General features: G+C 70.6%; 23 protein-coding genes and 1 pseudogene. 12 read left to right on the top strand and 12 right to left on the bottom strand.

Annotation, left to right across the window (positions count from 1 at the left end; all coding sequences use genetic code 11):
- Window positions 1-57 precede the first annotated feature (57 nt).
- Window positions 58-1,104 carry an NAD(P)-dependent alcohol dehydrogenase gene (locus AB5L52_RS16745; RefSeq protein ID WP_351561766.1) on the top strand — a complete coding sequence of 349 codons (1,047 nt, stop codon included), beginning with the start codon at window positions 58-60 and terminating at the stop codon, window positions 1,102-1,104.
- Window positions 1,105-1,109: 5 nt separating this feature from the next.
- Here the strand turns inward: AB5L52_RS16745 and AB5L52_RS16740 are convergent, their stop codons facing one another.
- Window positions 1,110-2,108 (bottom strand): FecCD family ABC transporter permease, encoded by a 999-nt coding sequence (locus tag AB5L52_RS16740; protein ID WP_369364803.1) that lies wholly within the window; start codon window positions 2,106-2,108, stop codon window positions 1,110-1,112.
- 76 nt (window positions 2,109-2,184) lie between these two features.
- On the opposite strand from AB5L52_RS16740, the gene AB5L52_RS16735 reads away from it, so the two are divergent.
- The 4 genes and pseudogenes from AB5L52_RS16735 to AB5L52_RS16720 all read left to right on the top strand — a co-directional run.
- Window positions 2,185-2,358: a hypothetical protein gene (locus AB5L52_RS16735; protein WP_369364802.1), complete on the top strand. Its 174-nt coding sequence runs from the start codon at window positions 2,185-2,187 to the stop codon at window positions 2,356-2,358.
- A 498-nt stretch (window positions 2,359-2,856) separates the two neighbouring features.
- Window positions 2,857-3,405 carry a hypothetical protein gene (locus AB5L52_RS16730; RefSeq protein WP_369364800.1) on the top strand — a complete coding sequence of 183 codons (549 nt, stop codon included), beginning with the start codon at window positions 2,857-2,859 and terminating at the stop codon, window positions 3,403-3,405.
- Window positions 3,405-4,544 (top strand): hypothetical protein, encoded by a 1,140-nt coding sequence (locus tag AB5L52_RS16725; RefSeq protein ID WP_351021249.1) that lies wholly within the window; start codon window positions 3,405-3,407, stop codon window positions 4,542-4,544. Before AB5L52_RS16730 ends, AB5L52_RS16725 begins: the two co-directional genes overlap by 1 nt.
- A 160-nt stretch (window positions 4,545-4,704) precedes the next feature.
- Window positions 4,705-4,815, top strand: a pseudogene (locus AB5L52_RS16720) (alpha/beta hydrolase); the annotation flags it as partial.
- A 94-nt stretch (window positions 4,816-4,909) separates the two neighbouring features.
- Here the strand turns inward: AB5L52_RS16720 and AB5L52_RS16715 are convergent.
- The 6 genes from AB5L52_RS16715 to AB5L52_RS16690 all read right to left on the bottom strand — a co-directional run bounded on the left by AB5L52_RS16715 (window position 4,910) and on the right by AB5L52_RS16690 (window position 13,315).
- On the bottom strand, window positions 4,910-7,345 hold the full coding sequence (locus AB5L52_RS16715) for a SpoIIE family protein phosphatase (protein ID WP_369364798.1): 2,436 nt from the start codon (window positions 7,343-7,345) through the stop codon (window positions 4,910-4,912).
- Between the two features lie 97 nt (window positions 7,346-7,442).
- A complete protein-coding gene (locus tag AB5L52_RS16710; RefSeq protein WP_369364796.1) occupies window positions 7,443-7,940 on the bottom strand; it encodes a DUF6114 domain-containing protein in 498 nt (165 codons plus the stop codon).
- A gap of 86 nt (window positions 7,941-8,026) precedes the next feature.
- Window positions 8,027-8,650 carry a DUF6230 family protein gene (locus tag AB5L52_RS16705; RefSeq protein ID WP_351561780.1) on the bottom strand — a complete coding sequence of 208 codons (624 nt, stop codon included), beginning with the start codon at window positions 8,648-8,650 and terminating at the stop codon, window positions 8,027-8,029.
- A 248-nt stretch (window positions 8,651-8,898) separates the two neighbouring features.
- Window positions 8,899-9,999, bottom strand: a complete 1,101-nt coding sequence (locus AB5L52_RS16700) for a hypothetical protein (protein WP_369368900.1) — start codon at window positions 9,997-9,999, stop codon at window positions 8,899-8,901.
- Window positions 10,000-10,155: 156 nt separating this feature from the next.
- Window positions 10,156-11,790, bottom strand: a complete 1,635-nt coding sequence (locus AB5L52_RS16695; RefSeq protein WP_369364794.1) for a M48 family metalloprotease — start codon at window positions 11,788-11,790, stop codon at window positions 10,156-10,158.
- Between the two features lie 406 nt (window positions 11,791-12,196).
- Window positions 12,197-13,315 (bottom strand): hypothetical protein, encoded by a 1,119-nt coding sequence (locus AB5L52_RS16690; RefSeq protein ID WP_351021233.1) that lies wholly within the window; start codon window positions 13,313-13,315, stop codon window positions 12,197-12,199.
- A gap of 261 nt (window positions 13,316-13,576) precedes the next feature.
- Between AB5L52_RS16690 and AB5L52_RS16685 the strand changes: the two genes are divergently transcribed.
- Window positions 13,577-14,731, top strand: a complete 1,155-nt coding sequence (locus tag AB5L52_RS16685; protein WP_351021232.1) for a cystathionine gamma-synthase — start codon at window positions 13,577-13,579, stop codon at window positions 14,729-14,731.
- Between the two features lie 77 nt (window positions 14,732-14,808).
- On the opposite strand, the gene AB5L52_RS16680 is transcribed toward AB5L52_RS16685, so the two are convergent.
- The 3 genes from AB5L52_RS16680 to AB5L52_RS16670 form a co-directional block, all read right to left on the bottom strand.
- Window positions 14,809-15,057: a hypothetical protein gene (locus AB5L52_RS16680; RefSeq protein WP_351021230.1), complete on the bottom strand. Its 249-nt coding sequence runs from the start codon at window positions 15,055-15,057 to the stop codon at window positions 14,809-14,811.
- A 175-nt stretch (window positions 15,058-15,232) separates the two neighbouring features.
- Window positions 15,233-15,760 carry a sigma factor-like helix-turn-helix DNA-binding protein gene (locus AB5L52_RS16675; RefSeq protein WP_351561791.1) on the bottom strand — a complete coding sequence of 176 codons (528 nt, stop codon included), beginning with the start codon at window positions 15,758-15,760 and terminating at the stop codon, window positions 15,233-15,235.
- A 223-nt stretch (window positions 15,761-15,983) separates the two neighbouring features.
- Window positions 15,984-16,487: a MarR family transcriptional regulator gene (locus AB5L52_RS16670; protein ID WP_351021644.1), complete on the bottom strand. Its 504-nt coding sequence runs from the start codon at window positions 16,485-16,487 to the stop codon at window positions 15,984-15,986.
- Between the two features lie 162 nt (window positions 16,488-16,649).
- Here AB5L52_RS16670 and ilvA point away from each other — a divergent pair, with 162 nt between their 5' ends.
- From ilvA to AB5L52_RS16650, 4 genes are all read left to right on the top strand, one after another.
- Window positions 16,650-17,879 (top strand): threonine ammonia-lyase, encoded by a 1,230-nt coding sequence (gene ilvA, locus AB5L52_RS16665; RefSeq protein ID WP_369364791.1) that lies wholly within the window; start codon window positions 16,650-16,652, stop codon window positions 17,877-17,879.
- 277 nt (window positions 17,880-18,156) lie between these two features.
- The gene (locus AB5L52_RS16660; protein ID WP_369364789.1) at window positions 18,157-19,167 is read left to right on the top strand and encodes an ATP-binding cassette domain-containing protein; all 1,011 of its coding nucleotides are present in this window, start codon (window positions 18,157-18,159) and stop codon (window positions 19,165-19,167) included.
- Complete coding sequence (locus AB5L52_RS16655; protein ID WP_369364788.1) at window positions 19,164-19,970, top strand: ABC transporter permease; 807 nt, start codon at window positions 19,164-19,166, stop codon at window positions 19,968-19,970. The genes AB5L52_RS16660 and AB5L52_RS16655 overlap by 4 nt, the downstream gene beginning before the upstream one ends.
- 188 nt (window positions 19,971-20,158) lie before the next feature.
- Window positions 20,159-20,863 (top strand): DUF4097 domain-containing protein, encoded by a 705-nt coding sequence (locus AB5L52_RS16650; protein ID WP_369364786.1) that lies wholly within the window; start codon window positions 20,159-20,161, stop codon window positions 20,861-20,863.
- Between the two features lie 126 nt (window positions 20,864-20,989).
- On the opposite strand, the gene greA is transcribed toward AB5L52_RS16650, so the two are convergent.
- Window positions 20,990-21,490 (bottom strand): transcription elongation factor GreA, encoded by a 501-nt coding sequence (greA, locus tag AB5L52_RS16645; protein WP_351021218.1) that lies wholly within the window; start codon window positions 21,488-21,490, stop codon window positions 20,990-20,992.
- Between the two features lie 232 nt (window positions 21,491-21,722).
- Window positions 21,723-22,121: a DUF4307 domain-containing protein gene (locus AB5L52_RS16640; protein ID WP_351021217.1), complete on the bottom strand. Its 399-nt coding sequence runs from the start codon at window positions 22,119-22,121 to the stop codon at window positions 21,723-21,725.
- A gap of 113 nt (window positions 22,122-22,234) precedes the next feature.
- Between AB5L52_RS16640 and mca the strand changes: the two genes are divergently transcribed.
- Both mca and AB5L52_RS16630 read left to right on the top strand, forming a co-directional pair.
- On the top strand, window positions 22,235-23,116 hold the full coding sequence (gene mca, locus AB5L52_RS16635) for a mycothiol conjugate amidase Mca (RefSeq protein WP_351021215.1): 882 nt from the start codon (window positions 22,235-22,237) through the stop codon (window positions 23,114-23,116).
- Entirely contained in the window at window positions 23,109-23,363 is a 255-nt protein-coding gene (locus AB5L52_RS16630; RefSeq protein ID WP_369364784.1) for a hypothetical protein, read from the top strand. Before mca ends, AB5L52_RS16630 begins: the two co-directional genes overlap by 8 nt.
- The last annotated feature ends 2 nt before the right edge of the window (window positions 23,364-23,365 follow it).

Here is a 23,365-nt window from a genome sequence, read left to right as displayed (position 1 = left end):
GTCGCGTACCCGGTGGAAGGCAACCGGGCACGCTGAACATCGCTAGGAGAACCCGGCATGACCACCACTGTTGCTGCTTACGCCGCGCCCGCCGCGAAGGCTCCGCTGGAGCGGACCACCATCGAGCGGCGCGCGGTCGGCGAGTTCGACGTCCTGATCGACATCGAGTTCGCCGGTATCTGCCACTCCGACATCCACCAGGCCCGGGAGGGCTGGGGCACGGCGATCTTCCCGATGGTGCCCGGCCACGAGATCGCGGGCGTCGTCGCCGAGGTCGGCGCGGGTGTCACCACGTACGCCGTCGGCGACCGGGTGGGTGTCGGCTGCATGGTCGACTCCTGCCGTGAGTGCGACAACTGCCGGGCCGGTCTGCAGCAGTACTGCACCGGCGGCGGCCCGACCTGGACGTACAACGCCGTCGGCAAGGATGGGCAGCCCACCTACGGCGGCTACGCGCAGAAGATCGTCGTGGACGAGAACTATGTCGTCCGCATCCCCGACGGCCTCCCCCTGGACGTGGCCGCGCCGCTGCTCTGCGCCGGCATCACCACGTATTCGCCGCTGAAGCACTGGAACGCCGGTCCGGGCAAGAAGGTCGCGGTCGTCGGCCTCGGCGGTCTCGGCCACATGGGCGTGAAGATCGCGGCGGCGCTCGGCGCCGAGGTCACCGTCCTGTCCCAGTCCCTGCGCAAGAAGGACGACGGCCTGAAGCTGGGCGCCACGCACTACTACGCGACCAGCGACCCGAAGACCTTCGAGGACCTCAAGGGCACCTTCGACATCATCCTCAACACGGTGTCGGCGCCGCTGGACTTCGACGGGTACCTGTCGCTGCTGCGCACGGACGGCGCGATGGTCAACGTCGGCATCCCGGAGGAGCCGGTCCGCATCCCGCTCTCCTCGGTCTTCGGCCACCGCCGCAGCCTGAGCAGCTCCGGCATCGGCGGCATCCCCGAGACCCAGGAAATGCTCGACTTCTGCGCCGAGCACCACCTGGGCGCAGAGATCGAACTGATCCGCGCCGACCAGATCAACGAGGCGTACGAGCGGGTGGTGCACAGCGACGTCCGCTACCGGTTCGTGATCGACACGGCGACGATCTGACGCCGTCACGCCTGCCGGGGCCCGCGGCCCAGCAGCCACAGCAGGTACGGGCCGCCGACCAGCGCGGTGAGTGCGCCGACCGGTAGGTCCAGCGGCGACGGCAGTGTGCGCGCCGGGAGGTCGGCGGTCACCAGCACCAGCGCGCCGGTCGGCGCCGAGCACAGCAGGGGCAGGGGCTGGGGCAAGGGCAGGGGCAGGTGCGGGGTGCGGGCGAGGCGGCGGGCCGGCTGCGGCGCGGTCAGCGCGACGAACCCGATCGGGCCCGCCGCGCCGGTCGCGGTGGCGGCGAATACGACACCGAGCACGGTCGGCGCGAGCCGGGTCCGGTCGACCCGTACCCCGAGCCCGGCCGCGGTCTCGTCCCCGAGCGCCGGCGGCCGGGCGGCCCGGCCGGCCCAGATCAGCCCGGGCAGACACAGCGCGAGGACGGCGGCCTGCGGCCCGGCCTGTTCCCAGCTCCGCCCGTTGAGGGAACCGGTCAGCCACAGCTTCACCTGCTCGGCCGCGTCCAGCTCGCTGTCCGCGAGATACAGCTGTACGACGGCCGACAGGACGACGCCGATGCCGACACCGACGAGCATGAACCGGCCGGCCTGGATGCCGCGCCGCCAGGCCAGCGCGTAGACCAGCGCGTAGACCAGCGCGTAGACCAGCGCGTAGACCAGCGCGGCGGCCGCGAGTCCGCCGGCGACGGACACGGCGGGCAGGGCGCCGGGGGACTTCGTCATGCCGGTGGCGAGCGCGAGCACGGTCGCCGCGGCGGCGCCGTGTCGTGCGACGCCGGACCCCGGGCGAAGCCCGCATTCCCCGACCCGGGCGGGCGTGGCCCGGACCGGTTCGACGGCCTCCATCCAGTGCAGTCCGCCCAGCCGGCCGACGACGAGCGGGACACGCGGGTGGCGGCGGGAGGGCGCGGCGAGCGTGCGCAGGTCCTCGGCGGTGGTGGGCGCGAACCCGTGCACGACGACCGGCAGCCCGCCGTGGTCGGCGGCGGACCGCAACATTGGTTCCAGCCGGTCCGCCGGCCCCGGCGCAGGCGTCAACTCCCCGATCCCGCACAGCCCCCGCCCCACCACGTCCTTGGCGACGGCCGCGGGCCTGCCGACCCGGGTGGTCGCCGCCCTGCTCCCCTGCACGGCCGACAGCGGCACGGGCCCCGCCCTCGCCCCCTGCCCCGGCGTCCCCGAGGCGCTGCGCAACCGACTGGCCGAACTGGACGACAGGGCGGCCCGATTGGCGACCGAGCGGGCGTAACTCCGCTTTCTGCTCGCGGATCTGACGGGAGCGGCCCCGGATTCCGGGCCTCACCCTCGCGGGTCCAGGCAGGCGTGAGCAGGCGGTCGGGGGCGAGCAGGGCATCGGGGCGGAGTTCAGCGGCATAGGGGCTGAGCGGGGCTGAGTTCAGCGGCGCGCCCGGCGTGCCCGGCCCGGCCGACCGAGCCGACGGACTCCCGCCGACGGCTCACCGGAGTGAAGGGGCTCGGTTCTCGCGAGCCGTCCGGTCGTCGGCCTGGGCTGTTGGAGTGGTCCTGAGGCCGACGGCACGTGCTGTCGGGGCGGGGGCCGGGCACTGCCGGTATGCAATGTCACTGTCCGTAACGCCGCCCGCCCCCATCCGGCTTCACCGCCCTCATCCGGCCTTGCCTGGCCCTACCCAGCCGCACCCGGCCCGGTCGGCCGCACCCGGCCCTGTCCGGACCCGTTCAGCTCCATCCGTCCCCGTTCAACCCTGCCCCGAAGAGGAGACCACAGGTGCCCAGGATCCGAGCCTCCATCGTGTCGCGAGTCGCTCTGGTCGTAGCGTTGTGTGCGGCGGGAGCGGCACCGGCCGCCGCCGACCAGCTACGGCCCCACCCGCGCACAACGACCGTGCGGCAGGAGTCCCCGAGGTCCCAGCGTGCCCTCGACGATCCATCCGACTCGGATCTGGCCGTCGTCTCCGTCAGCATCGGCGGCGCACAGCCCGGCGGCACGACCAAGCTGCGTGTACTCATCGCCAATTTGGGGCCGGACGTGACGGCTTCCCCTGTCACCGTCACTGTCACCGTGCCCAGCGGCGCCTCGGCCGTGGGGCCGTTCTTCCCCTCGTCCTGCACACCCAACGCGAACGCGAGCAGGGTCGTGTGCACCTTTGCCCCGGGGCTCTACCTGCTGAAGACCGCCACCGCGCAGATCCCCGTCCACGTTCAGTCCACCGCCGCGCACGGGTCCGTCCTGATGGGCGGCAGGGTGATGGTGAGCAGCCCGGACGACACGAACACCGGCAACAACACGGCGTCCTACGCCGTGCGGGTGGGGTGATGGTGATCCGCCGCCGAACCACTCCGCGCGCCGTCCTCTCGTTCCGCCTGTCGTTCCGCCATCGTGTCGGCCTCCTTGCGACGGCGATGCTGCTGGCCTTGGTCCCCGCCGGCCCTGCCTGGGCCGCACCCAGGGTCATCGAGGACTCCCTGACCCCCACGACCGCCTCGACGACCACACCGGTGAGCGCGAGATTGCGGGTCCACACCATCGGAGGATGCCTGACGGTCCAGCAACTGGGCGTGGCCGTACGCGACTCGGCCGGCAACAACCTCGACTTCCCAGGCTCGCGCGGCACCACCACGATCTGCGGCAACGGCCTGACCATGACCACCGCTCCGCGTACCTTCGCGCCGGGCACCTACACCGAGTTCGGCTACTACAAGACGTCCAGCGGCTATCACAGCCTGCCCTCCCGTACCCTCACCATCACCGGCCCCGGGCCGGGCTCACCCGCTTCGGGCAAGTCCCTCGCATTCGACGAGGAATTCGACGGCCCCATCGCCTTCGGCACCCGCTGGAACGGCTCCACCACCAGCGCCTACGAGTACGGCAACCACAACCCCAAAGACAGCAAACTCGACTGGCTGTCCCCCTCCGCCATCACCGTGACCGGTGGTCTGAGCACCTTCACGGCCACACCGGGCAGCAACATCCTGGAAAACGGCATGAGGTCGTGGAACACCGGATTGCTGACCACCGAGGGCACCACGCAGAACTTCCGGACTCGTCCCGGCGACTACGCCGAAATGCGCGTCAAGCTGCCCAGCGCCATCGGAGCCTGGCCCGCCGGCTGGACCTGGCTCGACGGGAACAACGAGGTCGACAGTTTCGAGTACCACCCCGACAACCCGAACCTGCTGGAGATCACCAACCACGTCCACCCGGCGGCCATCTACTACACCAACGCCAACAGCGTCTATCCGGGAGCGTGGATCACCGTAGGCGTCCACTACGGCGAGACCAACGACGACTGGTACGTGAACGGCACCCTGATCTACTCCGACCACACCGGCGTCGGCTCCACCTGGTCACCCAACATCATCCTCAACCTCTCCATCTCCGACGGCACCTACCACCCCGCCCCCGCATCCACCCCCATCATCTTCAACGCCGACTACGTACGCGTCTGGCGCTGACCGACCGGGTGGGACACCCCCGTAACCACAGGGGTGTAGGTGCGTGCCGGCCTGCGGGTGGTGCGGGACGTGACCCTTACGTCTCCCGGAGGTGTGCAGGTCGTCCTTGTACATCTCCGAGGGGATGTCACTTCCCTCTCTGTACGGACGTCACTTCGACACCCGCACCTACGTCGCGGCCTTCTTCGACCTCCACCTGCGGGGCGTCGCGGAGCCCCTTCTGAACGGACCCACCTCGGCCTATCCGGAGGTCGGCTTCCACACACCGTGACGAGCGACCGCCGAACACTGCTCCCCTCGCCCCCCAGCCGGCTCCAGATGTCCCTCGAACGTGAACTCGCTCGTCTGGCGATCAACGGATGTGTTCATGCGGGCGGCAGAGACTGCTCCGTCCAGACGGTCTTGCCGTCGTGGGTGTAGCGGGTGCCCCACCGCTCCGTGAGCTGGGCGACCAGGAAGAGTCCGCGTCCGCCCTCGTCCGTGCTCAGGGCCCGTCGGAGGTGCGGGGAGGTGTGACTGGTGTCGGACACCTCGCAGATCAGGCAATGCGTACGTATGAGGCGCAGGGTGACGGGGCCGGCCGCGTACCGGTAGGTGTTGGTGACGAGTTCGCTGGCGACCAGTTCGGTGGTGAAGGCCAGCTCGGACAGCCCCCATTCGGTCAGTTTCGCCGTGGTCAACTCCCTGGCACGGGCGGCGGAGGTCGCTTCCAGGGGCAGCTGCCACGAGGCGACATTCCGTGGCCGTAGCGCCCGGGTGCGGGCGATGAGCAGCGCGATGTCGTCGGTGGGGAGGTGGTCCTTGGGCAGCAGCGCCTCGACCACCATGTCGCAGGTGTGGTCGAGAGGTTCCGTGGTGCGGGTGAGACACGCGCGCAGGTTCTCCAGCGCGGTGTCTATGTCGCCGTTGCGTGCCTCCAGGAGGCCGTTGGTGTAGAGCGTGAGCAGGCTGCCCTCGGGGAGGTCCAGATCGTACGTCTCGAAGGGCAGTCCGCCCAGGCCCAGCGGCGGACCCGCGGGCAGATCGAGCACGGTCACCTCGCCGTCGGGGGTGGTCACCACCGGCGCCGGGTGGCCGGCGCGGGCGAGGGAGCAGCGCTGGGAGACCGGATCGTAGACGGCGTAGAGGCAGGTGGCCCCGAGCACCTGCTCGATGGCCGACTGGCTGCTGTCGTCGTTCGCCTCCTGTTCGGCGGCCAGCAGACTGACCAGATCGTCCAGCCGCGCCACCACCTCGTCCGGTTCCAGGTCGAGGCTGGCCAGGGTGCGCGCGGCGGCGCGCAGGCGGCCCATCGAGGCCGCGGCGTGGATCCCGTGGCCGACCACGTCTCCCACGACGAGGGCGACCCGGGCCCCTGACAACGGGATCACGTCGAACCAGTCGCCGCCGATGCCCGGTTCACCGCTGGCCGGGAGGTACCGGCAGGCCACCCCCACGGCCGGAAGGTCGGACGCCGCGCTCGGCAGCAGACTGCGCTGAAGCGTCAGTGCGGCGCTCTGCTGCTGGGTGAAGCGGCGCGCGTTGTCGATGCAGACGGCCGCGCGCGAGGAGAGCTCCTGGGCCACCGTGGCATCGGCGTCCTCGAAAGGCTCCGCGTTGCGTGACCGCCACAGGCTCACCACGCCCAGTACCAGGCCGCGCGCGGCCAGGGGCACCGCGATCAGCGAATGAACGCCCAGCCCCAAGGCGATCTCGACCCGCCGCCGGTCCATGGCGTACCACTCGGGGCGCAGGGCCAGCAGCCCTTCGAGGATCGGACGACGCTCGGCCATGCACCGGGCCTGCGGAGATTCCGGAAGCAGCGGGACCACATCGCCCTCCCGGAACGGGACGCGCTGTTCCGGCGGTGAGAAGGCGACCCGGAGCAGCGGAGCCGCCGTACCGGGAACCGGTTCGTCACCGAGTGTCACCGGCTTGAGGAGGTCCACCGAGCAGTAGTCGGCCAGGCCGTGGGTGGCCACCTCGGCCAGTTCCCGAGCGGTCTGTGTCACGTCCAGTGAGGTCCCGATCCGGGCGCTCGCCTCGTTCAGCAGGGCGAGCCTGCGTTGCGCCCGGTGGCGATCCGTCACGTCCTCGATCGTCTCGGCCACGCCGAGAACCCGGCCCGAGGGGTCCTCCATCCGGAACGCCGAGACGGACACGATCCGTTCCCGCCCCGGATCGTGGCGTGCCCGGGCGGACTGCTCCGTGAAGATCAACGGCTCGCCGGTCTCCAGGACGTGCCGTACCCGTTCCTCTGCCGGACCTGCGTCCTCGTCGACCATGAATTCGCGGGGGCGACGGCCCACCGGCGCCTCGGCCGGGACGCCGCTCGCCTTTTCGACCGCTCGGTTGACCCGTATCACCCTCCTGTCCGTGCCGTGGACGACGAGGCCGATCGGGGACCGGTGGTACAGGCCGTCCAGCAGCGCACGGTCCCGCTGCCAGGCGATCACCTGCGCGGCGGGAGCACCGACCAGGAGCCACTCCTGACCGCCCCCTTTCCTGGTGACCGCACGGGCCCGGAAACCCATCTCCACACGGCGTCCGTCGCGGTGCCGGACCGGCAGGACGCCGAACCATCCCCCCGCCTTCATGGCGTCCACGACGACGGACCGTACGACGGGCAGGTCACGGGCGTCGACCAGGAGGTCCTGCCACGCGCGTCCGAGCACTTCCTTGGCCGGATAGCCGAGCAGTTCCTGCGCACGTGGGGTCCAGCCGACCACAGTTCCGTGATCGTCGAGCACGGCCGAGGCACCACGGCCGAGGGCGAAAGGATCCTCGGGACTCTCGCTGAAATGCATCGACGGCGTCCCCATAGCCACCACCTTGCTTCCGTGACTCCGATGTTCCTCCCTGCGTTCTCCGCCCGCGACTCTCCTGTTCCTCTCTGTCCGGAGCTCCCCGTTGGCGTGGTCAGGTGCCAGGTCGGCTCTCTCCTGTCTCTCCTGTCTCTCCTGGCGGATCGTCCGTGGACGCGCAGTCCGAAGGCGCCGTCGGCGGTTCGGTGGGGGCGGGAGTCCAGGAGCAGGCCAGGGAGCCGCCGATCAGACCGGCGATCAGTCCGAGGAAGAGGCCGCCGAGGTTCGCGACCGGGAAGGAGAGGAGGGTGAGCAGGAGAGTGGCGATCCCGGCGAACACGCGGAGGTGCGGTTGGTACCAGAGGATGAGCCCCAGGGCGATGAGCAGGACCCCGATGACCAGGGCTCCGGCACCGGACGTGGTCGACATGGCCAGCGGAATTCCGCCCAGGTCCAGACGGGCGTACGGCCAGTACAGGATGGGCAGGCCCGCCATCGAGGTGAAGAGCCCGGCCCAGAAGGGGCGTTCGCCACGCCAGTCTCTGAACCTGTGCCGGGCGCGCGCCGCGGTGACGCGCCATCGGGTTCCTCTGCCGAAGAGATTGGTGATCACGTGTCTTCCTGATCAGCGGTGCGGCGAGCGCAGGGGCCGTGTGCGGCGGATGCGGGGGCATTCGGCAGGTTCGGCCCGCCCGGGGCTCAGGAGCATTCGTGGCGGCCTCGCTCGATCTGCACGCGCAGGCCGGGGATGTTGAACGTACCGGCGGAGAGCGCGACCGCGGTCACGTGCACGTCGGTCAGGGTGACCGACGTGGCCTGCTGCGCGAAGCCGTTGGGGTCGAACAAGCGCGAGTTGCCGTCGCCCGGGTTGATCGGCCCCTTGGAGATCTGCCCCTGCGCGATCCCCTGGTCGAGGCCCTTGAAATCCGCCTGGCCGGCCGACTGGAACGTCGTGTCGAGGAACAGGTTCGACGCCTCGACCGGTCGTTCGTTTCCGCCGGTGATCTTCAGCGTCTGCGGGCCCAGCACCGGGACCTCGATCAGCACGGACTGGCACAGCCTGGTGATCGTCGTGTGCCGGGATCCGGTGACCTGGACCGGCACCCGCTCGCCCTGCCTGGTCACGTCCAGCATGCCGTAGATGCTGAGTCCGCGAGCGGTCAGTTTGTCCGCGGTGACCTGGAACTTCTGGCCGGAAATGAGGAACGACGCGGCCAGTGCCCCCTGCCCCATGGCGATGCCCAGGGCTGCGCAGGCTGCGACGCTGGGTACCAGGACTGCCGCGAAGCGCCGCCAACGGGTTTTGCCGGCACGGTGCGACATCCCGTCTCCTTCGGTCATGGCGCGAAGTCGCCATACCTTGACAAAGCGCGCATTTCTCTCGACATCCCATGACGGATCCTAGGCTTCCGGCTGCGGCGACCGGCTGCATGCCGGGGCTGCCGTACGGGTGACGCACCTGTTGATCGGCCCTTCGGGCGACAGCCGGCGTCGAGTGCCTCATCCGGTCGGCAGACGTTCGGGGGGTGGTTCCGGACGACCGGGACGGGGGCCGGTCGTCCGGTCAGGGGTCAGGACGCCCTCGCCGCCGCCTGTGCCGTCTCGTTGCGGACCCGGCAGTAGTACGTCGCCGCCTCGTCGCCCCGGTAGCGCCACGGCACTGCGTCCACATACCCGTCGACCAGCCTGAACTGCTCCAGCGCGGCCTCGTGCCGGTCCTGCAGATGCAGATAGAACGCCAGCAGATGGCGCAGCTGCGCGAGGCCCGGCCGGCCGGGATCGGCGGCTGCCGCTGCGGCCGCGTCCGCAAGACCGGCGTCGACCCGGGCCACCATCTCGGGTGTGCCGTCGGCCGCGACATCGGTCGACCTGTCGTGCTCGAAGTGCGCGATCAGCGGCAGCGACGTCAGCAGACTGCCCACCGGCGCCTCGGCCGCCGCCCGCTCGGCGAAGTCGAAAGCCAGCTCCTTCGACCCCCGCCACTTCGCGCACCAGTACTGCAGGGCCGCGTGGTGGGCGCCGTAGTGGTGCGGGGCGCGGGTCGTGATCTCCGCCCACAGCTTGTCCATCTCCGCGTGCGGATAGCCCAGCCCGAGCGCCACCCATATCTCCGTGATGTACGGCGTCGGGTCGTCGGGGAGCAGCGCGGCCGCCCGTGCGATCTCCTCCCGCGCGGCGGCCAGTGTGCGGTGGAAGCCGTCGAACTGCTCACGCGTCGTGCTCTCGGCCCGCAGCGCACCCCGCAACTCCCAGGCCAGATACACCGTGCTCTGTGCCCGGACCACCGCCGCGTCCGGGTCCTCGGGGCGTGCCGCCTCCCAGTCGAGCAACCAGGCGTCCTCCTCGGCCGCGGCCGTGCCCAGCAGACCGGTGACCGTCGAACGGCGCTCCCAGTCCCGGCCGACGGCCCGCAGCAACTCGGCCGCGGGCTGCCAGTCGCCGCCGCGCACCGCGGCGAGAGTGGCCGACCACTCGTCCGGCAGCGGCGCGGAGTGCTCGGTGTCCTGCCGCTCGGCGGGCAACAGGCCGAGCCGCTCCGCCGTCTGCGCCGCCTCGTCCGGGCCGGGAGGGCTCGGTGAGAAGAGTTCCTTCACGAACGCGCCGGTGAACCACACGGCGGCGATCACGACGGGGAGAGCCAGGATCCCCAGGATCCAGAGGAGGACGGTCATCGGCGGTTCGATCCGTTCTTCGTTGTCGACAGTTGTTCGTCGTCGGTTGTTCGTCGACAGTTGTTCGTCGAGAGTCGTCACGTCGCGCGGTGGTGGTCGTGCGGCGCGCTTGTGCGTCGTTCGGCGGCGTGAACGTGCTGGTCGGATACGTGCTGGTCAGGCGTTCTGTGTCGCCGGTGGCAGCAGGGCCCTGAGGGGCGCGGTGTCGGGGTGGTCGGCGAGTGCCGCGGCCACCGCCGCGTCCAGTGCCGCTTCGGGGCCGTCGTTCCGCGTGGTCTGCGAGCCCCAGCCCGGCAGTCGTACGGCGGCCGGGCTGGACCAGGAGAACTCCCAGTGCAGCAGCGCACGCGCGCTGAACTCGGCCAGCACCATCGTCCGCACCGAACCGCGCATCACGGGCCGTGCGAACTCGCGGAACGCCCGCCCCTTCGCCGCTGCCGCCTCCTCCGACAGCGGCAGCTGCTCGGCCAGCTGCCACAACCGGCCCTCGTCGATGACCTCCAGCAGCGAGGCCAGCGTCGGCCGCTGCCCGGTGCAGGCGGCCAGGGCCCGGTGCAGCGGGGTGTTCGCCGAGGACAGGCCCGCCGCCATCGAGGCGTCCAGCAGCTCCGCCCAGTCGGCGGTGCGCCGGAAGGCGAGCACCTCGTCGACCAGCACGGCCTCCTCCAGCGCGGCCAGGGTCCGCTCCGGGTCGGTGAGGAGGGCGAGCGCCGCGCCCTTGGCATCCTCGGTGCGTCCGTCGGCGGGCAGCGCCTCGATCCGGCGCACGCGTTCGGCGATCGGCGGGTGGGAGTCGTACGGCGACGTCGGCTCCTCCGGCAACTCCGTGCGCAGCCGCACCAGTTCCGGCTCACGGGCCGTCAGCAGCTTTCCGAAGCCGCCGAAGAACTCGCCGCGCGGCGGCAGCAGTCCGGCCTGCAGACCCAGGGTGGCGTAGGAGTCGAGGTAGAAGCCGTGGGAGGCGGACAACACCGGGATCTCGCGCAGCGCCGACGCCGTCGCGTCGCGTCCGGCGACCCGTGCGGCGGACAGGTCGGCGGCGAACTCCTGACCGCGTGCCGTGGAGAGCGAGGCACGCATGTAGAGCTTGGCGTACGCGGTGTAGATCGCCGCCATCAGGCGGTACGTCGCCCCGGACCCGGAGGCGTCGACCTGCTTGGCCTTCTTGCCCTTGGCGATCCGCCTGGCCGCGGCCTGCTCCTGCCGGGCCCGTTCGGCGGCCACCTTGCCGTCCGCCTGGGCGTGGAACTGCCCGATGACCCGGGCGAGTTGTACCCGGCCACGCACGACCAGCGCGGACAGCCGGGTGTCGCCGCCGGTGAAGTGGCCGTATTCATGGGCGAGTACGGCCCGCAACTGGGCTTCGGTCAGGCCGGTCATCAGCGGAACGCCGAGGTGCAGGCGGCGCGGTCCGGGGAGCAGGCCGAGCAGCCGCGGCTCCTCGCTGACGGACGCGTTGACGTCGCCGGTGAGCAGGATCCGGTCGGGGACTCGGGTGCCGGCCGCGGCCGCGACGTCCCGGACGAGGGCCCACAGCCGGGGCTCGGTGGCCTCGGTGACCGGGATGCCGGGCTCGCCCTCGCCCTTGGGCGTGCGCAGCATGAACATGCCGCGCACGACGGGGGCGGCGAGCAGCACCGACACGATGGCGATCTTCACGGCGACCAGGCCGTGCCCCCAGCTGAACGCGACGACATCGAGACCGAGCAGTGCCGCAAGCAGTACGAGGCTCAGCAGATGGAAACCGAGCAGCAGAACGAGAGCACGCAGCGCGCGCAGAGTTGCGCCCATCGGGCAGATCCCCCCACAGGACCTCGGAAAACACAGGACCAGGACAACGGTGCAGCCGACACCACGCGGCACGTGCCGAGGCGACGGCGGCCGGTGTGTGTGGTGCGGTGTGGGGGGATGCCGGAGTATGCCCTACCGCAGGTCAGCAGGGCAACGCGGATTCGAGACCGGGCGGCGCCGGGCGGCGGGGGCACCGGGCTCACAGCGGCTGGGGCACCGGGTGGGACGGACGAGGTACGCCGGTGGTGGCAGCTGGTGGCTCAGGGGGATGGGTCACCGGGGCGGCGGTCGGCGGCCCGGTGGGGGAGGGGCGCTGGGGTGCCGCTCGTGGCCAGGGAGGGGCGGGGCACCCGGCTGCCGCTGTTCGGGCAGCCGGGCAGGGTGGCCGCGGGCCGGCGCCGGTGGCTCAGCCGGGCAGCGTGGCCGGGCTGCCCCCGTTGGCCTCGTAACCGGCCACCGCCAGGGCGCGGTAGACGGCGAACTCGGCGGCCGGGTCGGCGGACAGGATCCAGGGCAGCGCGCCGATGTGCCCGTCGACGTGTATCAGCTGGTGCATGGCCTCCTGCCAGCGCTCGGCGCGGACCAGGAAGAAGACCAGCAGATGGCGGACGTGCGCGAGCATCGGGTCGTCGGGGCGGGCGGCGTGCACCGCGTGCAGGGCGCCGTGCATCGCCTTGGTGACGACCTCGCTCTGGTAGAAGCTCGCCACCAGGTTCACCTCGGGGAGGTGTTCGTAGACCGCGAACAGCGGGAGCGCGGCGAGCAGCGAGCCCTGCGGGGCGCGGGCCGCGGCGGCCTCGGCGAAGGAGTACGCCTGCTCGCGCGAGCCGTGCCACTTCTCGCACCAGTAGTGCAGCGCGGCCAGATGCGCGCCCATGTGATGCGGGGCCCGGTCGAGGATCTTCAGCCACAGCTGGTCGAACTCGGCCTGCGAGTAGGCGAGTCCGCGGGCGATGGACAGCTCGATGATGTACGGCACCGGGTCGCCGGGGGCCAGCAGCGCCGCCTGCCCGCACGCGTCTCTGGCCTCCTCCATGATGATCCGGAAGTCGTCCGTGCCCGGCGTCGACGTCCGCCAGGCCTGCTGCACCAGGAACTCCGCGTAGACGGCGGCGGCGCCCGCGTCCTTGGGCTGCTCGGCCCGCCACACCCGCAGCCACTGGCCACCCGGCGTCTCGTGCACCCCGCCGGGCCGCTGCTGCAGCTCCAGCGCCGCGGCTCCCGCGAAGGCCTGCACCCGCTGCCAGCGCCGCTCTCCCGCGGACTCGGTGCCGGCCAGCAGCTGGGAGGCCGCGCGATAATCCTGTGTGCGCTGCACCAACTCCAGGACGTCCAGCAGGTCCTGGTCCGGGCCGGGCATGCGCACGTCCAGCTCTTCCTGGCGCACGAAGCCGTAGGCCGCCGGGTCGGCGGCGTCCGGGTGTCCCGGGGGAACCTGCTCGATCACCCCGCGCCTGCGCCGCATGAGCGGGAGCAGCACGAAGCTCAGCATGAGCAGCGCCATCAGCAGCCAGAGAATCGCCATGCACCAAGCGAACCAGACGCCGCCGACAAATGGCGAACCCCGCCACCAGGCTGTGGAAAACTCCGGTCCGGGTCATGACAGGAAGGCCATGACAGGAAGGTCATGGCAGGAAGGTCATCGCAGGAAGGCCCGACGGCCGGGCCGCCCGGGACAAGGCCCGGCCCGCACAAGGCTCGGCCCACACAGGGAAATCCCTCCGTCTGGAGCTCCCCTCGCCTCGGGGACGTCAGCGACCGGCCGAGCGGGCTACGCTCGGTGCACATGAGCGACAGGCACATCAGTCAGCATTTCGAGACCCTCGCGATCCACGCGGGCAACACCGCGGATCCCCTCACCGGCGCGGTCGTCCCGCCGATCTACCAGGTCTCGACCTACAAGCAGGACGGCGTCGGCGGGCTGCGCGGCGGCTATGAGTACAGCCGCAGCGCCAACCCCACCCGCACCGCCCTTGAGGAGAACCTCGCCGCGCTGGAGGGCGGCCGCCGCGGCCTCGCCTTCGCGTCCGGCCTGGCGGCCGAGGACACCCTGCTGCGCACGCTGCTCAGCCCCGGTGACCACGTGGTGATCCCGAACGACGCCTACGGCGGCACGTTCCGCCTCTTCGCCAAGGTCGTGACCCGCTGGGGCGTGGAGTGGTCGGTCGCCGACACCAGCGACCCGGCCGCCGTACGTGCCGCGATCACCCCGAAGACCAAGGCCGTCTGGGTGGAGACCCCCTCCAACCCGCTGCTCGGCATCACCGACATCGCCGCCGTCGCTCAGGTCGCGCACGACGCGGGCGCGAAGCTCGTCGTCGACAACACCTTCGCCACGCCGTACCTCCAGCAGCCGCTGTCGCTCGGCGCGGACGTCGTCGTCCACTCCCTGACCAAGTACATGGGCGGTCACTCGGACGTGGTCGGCGGCGCGCTGATCACCGCCGACCAGGGTCTCGGCGAGGAGCTGGCGTACCACCAGAACGCGATGGGCGCCGTCGCCGGTCCCTTCGACTCCTGGCTGGTGCTGCGCGGCGCCAAGACCCTCGCGGTGCGGATGGACCGGCACAGCGAGAACGCCACGAAGATCGCCGACATGCTGACCCGGCACGCGCGCGTGACGCAGGTGCTCTACCCGGGCCTGCCCGAGCACCCCGGCCACGAGGTCGCCTCGAAGCAGATGAAGGCGTTCGGCGGCATGGTGTCCTTCCGCGTCGAGGGCGGCGAGGAGGCGGCGGTCGAGGTGTGCAACCGCGCCAAGGTCTTCACCCTCGGCGAGTCGCTCGGCGGCGTCGAGTCCCTCATCGAGCACCCCGGCCGTATGACCCACGCCTCCGTGGTGGGCTCCGCCCTGGAGGTCCCGGGCGACCTGGTCCGCCTGTCCGTGGGCATCGAGAACGTCGACGACCTGCTGGCAGACCTGCAGCAGGCCCTGGGCTAGCCGAACGGACCCGGTTCCCGCCGGGCGGTGGCCGGTCGCCGGTCCGACGGCATACCCCGTCGGACCGGCGGCTCGGCTCACCAGCCGGTGACCGGCGGTGTCGTCTGGGAGGGCGGCTCCACCCACGGGTGCACCCGGGCCGCCCACACGCTGAACGCGACGGCCGCGGCACAGGCCAGCAGCCACAGCACCCGGCGGACGAGCAGCCTGCGCCGCAGCAGGCGCTCGCCACGGCGCACCGCCTCGGCGCACAGGTCCGGCGGCACCGGCGCCGGCGTCCGCTCCATGATCTGCCGCGCCGCAGCTTCCCGCTCGGCCCGGTTCACCCCGCCCTCCACATACGCCGAGGGCCCGATATCACCGCGCCCCGAGGGCCGTACGTGCCGCGAGGGCCGTCCACGCTCAAGGCACCCGCGACGCCCCTGAGGCTCTCTGCGCCGGGACCCCTCATGACGCCCGGCTCCCCCCTGGCCTCCCATCTCCTCACGGCACCCCACCCCGTCACGACGGTGCCACCTTCGGGCCCGCTGTTCTCGGGGGCGTCGGGCGGGCCGGATGCAGCAAGGTGGCTGTCGCGCGGTCGCACATGGTGTGAATGCGTTCCGTCGGCAGACCGAGGAGGGCCGCCGTCTGTTCTTCGGCGACGCCTTCGTAGAGGCGCAGTACGAGGATCAGTCGTTCCTGCGGGGTGAGCGCGGCGAGCGGGCTGCGTGGATCCGGGCGGGCGCGGCCGAAAGCGACGTACGGGTGGAGGTACTGGTGCACGTACTGGTGCCAGGTCGCGCGTGCGAAGCGCGTGGCGAGGTACTGGCGGGCACAGTCGTACGGGTCCTCGCCGTGCAGCCGGTCCCAGCGCGCGTAGGTGTGGGCGAGCGCGTGTGCCAGCAGACGCCGCGCGCGCGGGTTGGCGTCCGGCGCCTCCGCCGTGAGCAGTGTGGCGGCATGCAGCAGTCGCCCGGCCGCGCCCGCGACGAACGCCTCGAACTCCCGGGCCCGGCGGGTACCTCGGGACACCTGCCGATCACGCACCGCGCCTCCCCCTGCGGAGCCCTGTCCGGTACGGGACAGGTAAACCGCGTACGACACAGGACCCGGTCTCATATGAGGCCAGGGCGGGCCCGGGGTCAAGACTCCGGCACCGACCGGTGCGGGCGGGGAGGCGCCGGGGCGGCCGGTGCCCGTTGTGGCCGTAGTGGCCGCGGCCGGTGTGGCGGCTGCGTGTGGCCGCAGTGGCTGTGGCGGCCGCCGCGGTTCAGGACGCCGGAGGCTGGTCCGACACGGGCCCCTGCACCGTCATCCGGGCGGACAGCGCGCGGTTGAAGCGGGTCAGGAGCGTGCAGAACTGCTCGCGCTCCTCCGGGGCCCAGTCCTGCGTCAGCTCGGCCATCAGCTGACGCCGGGAGGAGCGCACTTCCTCCAGCCGGGCCACCCCGCGCGGGGACAGCTGCAGCACCACGGCACGCCCGTCCTCGGGGTGCGAGGTGCGCTTGACGAGCCCGGTGTCGACCAGCGGAGCCACCTGGCGGGTGACCGTGGAGGAGTCGATGCCCATGCTCGCGGCGAGCGCCTTGACGCCCATCGGGCCTTCCTTGTCGAGGCGGTTGAGCAGCAGATAGGCCGCCCGGTCCATGGAGTTGCGCACCTGCCCGACACCCCCGAGCCGCGTCTGTTCGGCACGGCGGGCGAACACCGCCACCTCGTGCTGGAGGGTGTCGAGAAGACCGGTGTCACCGACGGTCGTCATGTCCATCGACATTTCAGGTGTTGTGGGCATGGCCGGAGGCTCGCTTCATGAAGGGCTGCTGGGTTGGGGGACAGGGTACGCGGCCCGGCGGCGGGCCGTACCGGCGCTGCACAAACCGGTCTCGGAGCTTGGTCACACCCGTCGTGTACGACCGTGAACTGCGATGCTGGAGTCATGAGCTACGGCACGACTGACTCCTTGCGTTCCGTCACTCTCGACGATGTGCGCGGAGCCCGGAAGATGCTCTCGGGCGTCGCACGGGTGACGGCGATGGAGGGCAGTCGGTACCTGTCCCAGCTGATCGGTGCACCGGTGCAGCTGAAGTGCGAGAACCTTCAGCGGACCGGCTCGTTCAAGCTGCGCGGCGCCTACATCCGGATCGCCGGGCTGCTGCCGGAGGAGCGGGCGGCCGGGGTGGTGGCCGCGAGCGCCGGGAACCACGCGCAGGGCGTGGCGCTGGCCTCCGCGCTGCTCGGCGTGCACTCGACCGTGTTCATGCCGAAGGGCGCGCCGTTGCCGAAGATCAGCGCGACCCGGGACTACGGCGCCGAGGTGCGTCTGCACGGCCAGGTGGTCGACGAGACGCTGGCCGCCGCCGAGGAGTACGCGGCCGAGACCGGCGCGGTGTTCATCCACCCCTTCGACCACCCGGACATCATCGCCGGTCAGGGCACGGTCGGCCTGGAGATCCTGGAGCAGTGCCCGGAGGTGCGCACGATCGTCGTCGGGATCGGCGGCGGCGGGCTCGCGGCCGGGATCGCGGTGGCGGTGAAGGCGATACGGCCGGACGTCAGGATCGTCGGTGTGCAGGCGGAGGGCGCGGCGGCCTACCCGCCCTCGCTGGCCGCCGGGCACCCGGTGTCGGTGGAGAATCCGGCGACGATGGCCGACGGCATCAAGGTGGGGCGGCCGGGTCTGGTGCCGTTCGGGATCATCAGCGATCTGGTCGACGAGGTGCGCACCGTCAGCGAGGACCAGCTGTCGGCGGCGCTGCTGCTGTGCCTGGAGCGGGCCAAGCTGGTCGTGGAACCGGCCGGGGCGAGCCCGGTCGCGGCGCTGCTGGCCGCGCCGGACGCCTTCGAGGGGCCGGTCGTCGCGGTGCTCTCCGGCGGGAACGTGGACCCGGTCCTGATGGAGCGCGTGCTGCGGCACGGCATGGCCGCGCAGGGCCGCTACCTGGCCGTTCGGCTCCGGCTCACGGACCGCCCGGGCGCCCTCGCCACGCTGCTCGGGGTGTTGTCAGTCGTCGACGCCAATGTCCTCGACGTGAGCCACGTACGAACCGACCCCCGGCTCGGGCTCACGGAGGCGGAGGTGGAGCTGCACCTCGAGACGAAGGGCCCGGCACACTGCGCCGAGGTCGGCCAGGCCCTGCGGGACGCCGGTTACACGGTCATCGTCTAGCTAGAGCCTTCGCCCCCCGCCCCGCCCCGCCCCACAACCCTTGGCCCCTCGCATCGCAGGTCCGGGACACTCGTTCGAGTCAACACCGGACAAACCCATTGAGGAACGCGATACATCGCGTTATGGTGTGTGGCGTGGCCGTCGCGGCGCTTTCCCGCACCCGTAAATCAGGGGCGGCTCCGCGCCCGCAAACCTGGCCTTTCCGAGGAATCCCGGACGACAGAATCCCGGACGACTGAGATACCGGGCGACGAACCCCAAGGACGTGGAGGCAGACATGCCAGGCGCCATCCATGCCGAAGGCCTGGTCAAGACCTTTGGTGACGTAAGGGCTCTCGACGGCGTAGACCTTGACGTGCCCGAGGGCACCGTCCTCGGCCTGCTCGGGCCGAACGGCGCCGGCAAGACGACGACCGTCCGCTGCCTGACGACCCTGCTGCGCCCCGACAGCGGCAAGGCGGTCGTGGCGGGCGTGGACGTGCTGAAGCATCCCGACACAGTGCGTCGCTCGATCGGCCTGTCCGGCCAGTTCGCCGCGGTCGACGAGTATCTGACCGGCCGGGAGAACCTGCAGATGGTCGGGCAGCTCTACCAGATGAAGCACAAGGCGGCCAAGGCGCGCGCTGCGGAGCTGCTGGAGCAGTTCAACCTCGCGGACGCCGCCGACCGCCCCGCCAAGACCTACTCCGGAGGCATGCGCCGCCGCCTCGACCTCGCCGCGGCCCTCGTGGTCTCGCCGCCGGTGATGTTCATGGACGAGCCGACGACCGGCCTCGACCCGCGCAACCGCCAGCAGCTGTGGGAGGTCATCGAACAGCTCGTCTCCGGCGGTACGACCCTGCTGCTGACCACCCAGTATCTGGAGGAGGCCGACCACCTCGCTCACGACATCGCGGTGGTCGACCACGGCCGGGTCATCGCCCAGGGCACCTCCGACCAGCTCAAGGCCCGCACCGGCGGCGAGCGCGTCGAGGTCGTGGTGCACGAGCGCGACCACATCGCGAGCGCCGCCGAGGTGCTGCGCGGCTTCGGCAAGGGCGAGGTCACGGTGGAGGAGCACACCCGCAAACTCACGGTCCCCGTCACCGGCGGCGCCAAGCTGCTCGCCGAGATCATCCGCGAGCTGGACACCCGCGGGATCGAGATGGACGACATCGGGCTGCGCCGCCCGACCCTGGACGACGTCTTCCTGTCGCTGACGGGGCACGTGGCCGAAGCCGCGGGCCAGGACGGCCAGGACGGCCAGGACGCGAGTCACGCGAAGAACGGCGAGGAGGCCGCGAAGTGAGTGCCGTGAACGATTCCCTGGTGATCGCCCGACGGAACCTGATCCGGATGACCCGAATTCCTGAGATGGTCCTGTTCGGCCTGGTCCAGCCGGTGATGTTCGTGGTCCTCTTCACGTACGTCTTCGGCGGATCGATGAAGATCGGCAACAGCACCGACCCGGACGTCTACAAGAACTTCCTGATGGCGGGGATCTTCGCGCAGACCGTCACGTTCGCCACGGCGGGCGCCGGTGCGGGCATCGCCGACGACATGCACAAGGGCCTCATCGACCGCTTCCGCTCCCTGCCGATGGCGCGCGGGGCGGTGCTCACCGGGCGTACCCTCGCCGACCTGGTGCAGACGGCGGTGACGATGGTGGTGCTGGCCGTGGTCGCCCTGCTGGTCGGCTGGCGGGCCGGATCGGTCGGCTCCACGAACGTCGGCAAGGTGCTCGCCGCCTTTGGTCTGCTGCTCCTCCTGGGGTACGCCTTCACCTGGATCGGCGCCGTCATCGGGCTCTCCGTGCGTACCCCGGAAGCGGCGACTTCGGGTGGTCTGATCTGGCTGTTCCCGGTGACCTTCCTGTCCAACGCCTTCGTGGACTCCAGCAAGATGACGCCCTGGCTGCGGCACATCGCCGAGTGGAACCCCTTCAGCGCCACCGTCCAGGCGTGCCGTCGGCTCTTCGGCGACCCCGGCGTCTCCCCCTCGCACGCCTGGCCCATGGAGCATCCGGTCTGGGCCTCGTTCCTCTACTCGATTGCGATCATCGCGGTCTTCCGCACGCTCGCGGTCCGCAAGTACCGCTCGGCGGCCGGTTGATGGCTCTCCCGGCGCCTGGCCCCTGCGGCACCCCGTGCCGGCCTCGCCGATCTGGGCGCGCATTGGGGGGTTTTCCCCAGTGAGAGCGGGAGTGCGGCTCCGTAGGATCCCGGTGACCGATCGACGATTCAACTCGCTCCACACGGGGGACTTTCATGCGACGCCCGCAGACGCGCATTCTCACAGCGGTGGCTCTGGCTGCTCTCACTGCCGGCGGGCTGTCCGCATGCTCGACGCTCAGCCAGAAGACCTTCAAGGACGACACCAAGGTGTCGCAGAGAGTCACCTCGATCCGTGTCGACAGCAGGGACGGGGATGTGAAGGTGGACGCTTCGGCCGACGCCTCCACCGTCTCCGTGCACCGCAAGGTCAACTACCGCGGTGACAAGCCGAGCGGTACGTCCTTCCGCGTCAGCAACGGCGTCCTGACGCTCTCCGGCTGCGGCAGGAACTGCGGTGTCGACTACATCGTCAAGGTGCCTGCCGGTCTTCCGGTGACGGGAGGCAGCTCCAACGGTGACCTCACACTGAGCGAAGTCGGCACGGTCGACGTGCACACGAGCAACGGTGAGATCGCGGTGACCAACGCGACCGGCCCGGTGAAGCTGCGTACGTCCAACGGTGACGTCGACGTCAAGGACGTCAAGGGCGGCGGCATCGACACGCAGACATCGAACGGCGAGGTGACGATCCGGACGGCCACCCCGCAGAACATCCAGGCCCGTACGACCAGCGGCAACCTCACGGTCACGGCACCGTCCGCCAAGTACCGGATCTCGGTGAACGACTCCAACGGCGAGAAGCACGTGGCGTTCGCGAATGACCCGTCAGGCACGTACGGCCTGGACCTGTCCACGACGAACGGTGACGTGACCGTGAAGTCGGCTGCCTAGTCCGTGACCGTTCCCGAGGCCGGCCGCTGGATGCCGTCCTCCGCGGGACGGGCTCGGGCATGGCGAAGCCCCCGGTGTCCGGCCGGATCGGCGGGCACCGGGGGCTCGGGGGTCACTGGGGCTCGGTCAGCCCGAGTACGGATCGGCCTTCAGGATCTTCACCGAGGCCGTCTTGCCGTTGGGCAGTTCGTACGCCGCGTCCTCGCCCACCTTGTGGCCGATGACACCGGCACCGAGCGGGGACTGCGGCGAGTACGTCTCGATGTCGGCGCTCGCGTACTCGCGGGAAGCGAGCAGGAACGTCAGCGTGTCGTCCTCGTCACCGTCGAAGGCGATCGTGACGACCATGCCCGGCGCGACGGCACCGTCGGCGGAGGCCGGAGCCTCGCCCACCTGGGCCTTCTCAAGAAGCTGGGTCAGCTGCCGCACACGCAGCTCCTGCTTGCCCTGCTCCTCCTTGGCCGCGTGGTACCCGCCGTTCTCACGCAGGTCGCCCTCCTCGCGCGCGGCCGCGATCTTGGCGGCGATCTCCGTGCGCGCAGGACCAGTAAGGTGCTCAAGCTCGTCCTTGAGCTTGTTGTACGCCTCCTGGGTCAGCCAGGTGACGTTCTCGCTGGTCTGGGTCACAGGGTGCTCCTCGTCGGTACTGGGAATACAAAGCATCGCCCTACCCAGAAGAATGTTCCCTCTCGGGTGGGCGAAACCACGAGCCTAACAATTCAAGGCCGGAAGGGGGAGGACATAAGGCATCAGAATTACATCAACGCAGGTCAGCGTGTACGTATTCCGGGTGACGGCCGGGGAGTGTCCGGCTGCCGTCAGCCGTTTCGGGCTGCCGTCCCCCGGTGTGCCGCTGCCGTCACCCGGTGTGGCAGCCGAGCAGCTCGGCCGTCGTGCCCTTCGCCGTCGTACGGAGCGTGACGACCTGGTCGATGCGCGTGGCCGACCCGGTGAAGCGGAAGTCGGCCCGGCCCACCTCGGAGCCGTCCGCCGCCTGCGAGCGCAGGGTGCAGTAGCCGTCGGTGCCGGAGTCCTTGTGGACCTCCAGATGCACCTTGACCGCGTTGTCCGTGGCGTCGAAGGTGATCACCTGGGCGCTGATCCTGCTCTCGACGACATAGTGGTAGGCGAAGTAGCCGACCAGTGCGAGCAGGGCGGCGCCGAGCACCGCACCGGCGATCTTGAGCTTGCGGTCGGCACGCTCGTCCGAGGAGCGGCCGTAGCGGCCCTCGGGCAGCCGCGTGCTCGCCGTACTCATGATCGTCCTCTCGGCAGCAACCGGTCCGGAATTATTCGCCCCCCGATTCCGTCACTATAGAAGCCGCCGATCGCGCCGAGACCACGGGGCGCCGAGTTACCGAGGATTGAGTCTTGACTGACCAGCTGCGACTGATGGCCGTTCACGCGCACCCCGACGACGAGTCGAGCAAGGGCGCGGCCACCATGGCGAAGTACGTGTCCGAGGGGGTGGACGTGCTGGTGGTGACCTGCACCGGCGGAGAGCGCGGGTCCATCCTCAATCCCAAGCTCCAGGGCGACACGTACATCGAGGAGCACATCCACGAGGTGCGCAAGAAGGAGATGGACGAGGCCCGCGAGATTCTCGGGATCAAGCAGGAGTGGCTCGGCTTCGTCGACTCGGGCCTGCCCGAGGGCGACCCGCTGCCGCCGCTGCCCGAGGGCTGCTTCGCCCTGGAGGACGTGGACAAGGCGGCCGGCGAGCTGGTGCGCAAGATCCGCGCCTTCCGCCCGCAGGCGATCACCACCTACGACGAGAACGGCGGCTACCCGCACCCCGACCACATCATGACCCACAAGATCTCCATGGTGGCGTTCGAGGGCGCGGCGGACACCGAGAAGTACCCGGAGAGCGAGTTCGGCCCGGCCTACCAGCCGCTGAAGCTCTACTACAACCAGGGCTTCAACCGCCCCCGCACCGAGGCGCTGCACCAGGCGCTGCTCGACCGCGGCCTGGAGTCGCCGTACGGGGAGTGGCTCAAGCGCTGGAGCGAGTTCGAGCGTGCCGAGCGCACGCTGACCACGCACATTCCGTGCGCGGACTTCTTCGAGATCCGCGACAAGGCGCTGATCGCGCACGCCACGCAGATCGACCCCGACGGCGGCTGGTTCAAGGTGCCGATGGAGCTGCAGAAGGAGGTCTGGCCCACGGAGGAGTACGAACTGGCGAAGTCTCTCGTCGACACCTCCCTCCCCGAGGACGACCTCTTCGCGGGCATCCGCGACAATGCCTGACATGAGTGCAAGCGTGAGCCTGGCAGTGACGCACCTCGTTCCCCTCGCCAAGGAGGTCGACCAGAACAAGGTCACCCCCGGCGTCCTCGGCTTCATCGTCTTCGCGGTGATGGCCCTGGCGGTGTGGGGCCTGATGAAGTCGATGAGCAAGCACATGAACAAGGTCGACTTCAAGGAGTCATCGGAGTCCTCGGACGCCGAGGCGAACCAGGCCGAGAAGGCCGACTCCGCGGCGAAGCGGGGCTGACC

The sequence above is a fragment of the Streptomyces sp. CG4 genome (assembly GCF_041080655.1).
GTDB lineage: Bacteria > Actinomycetota > Actinomycetes > Streptomycetales > Streptomycetaceae > Streptomyces.
Note: the sequence above shows the minus strand (reverse complement) of the source record. Positions and strands in the feature narration are given on the sequence as shown.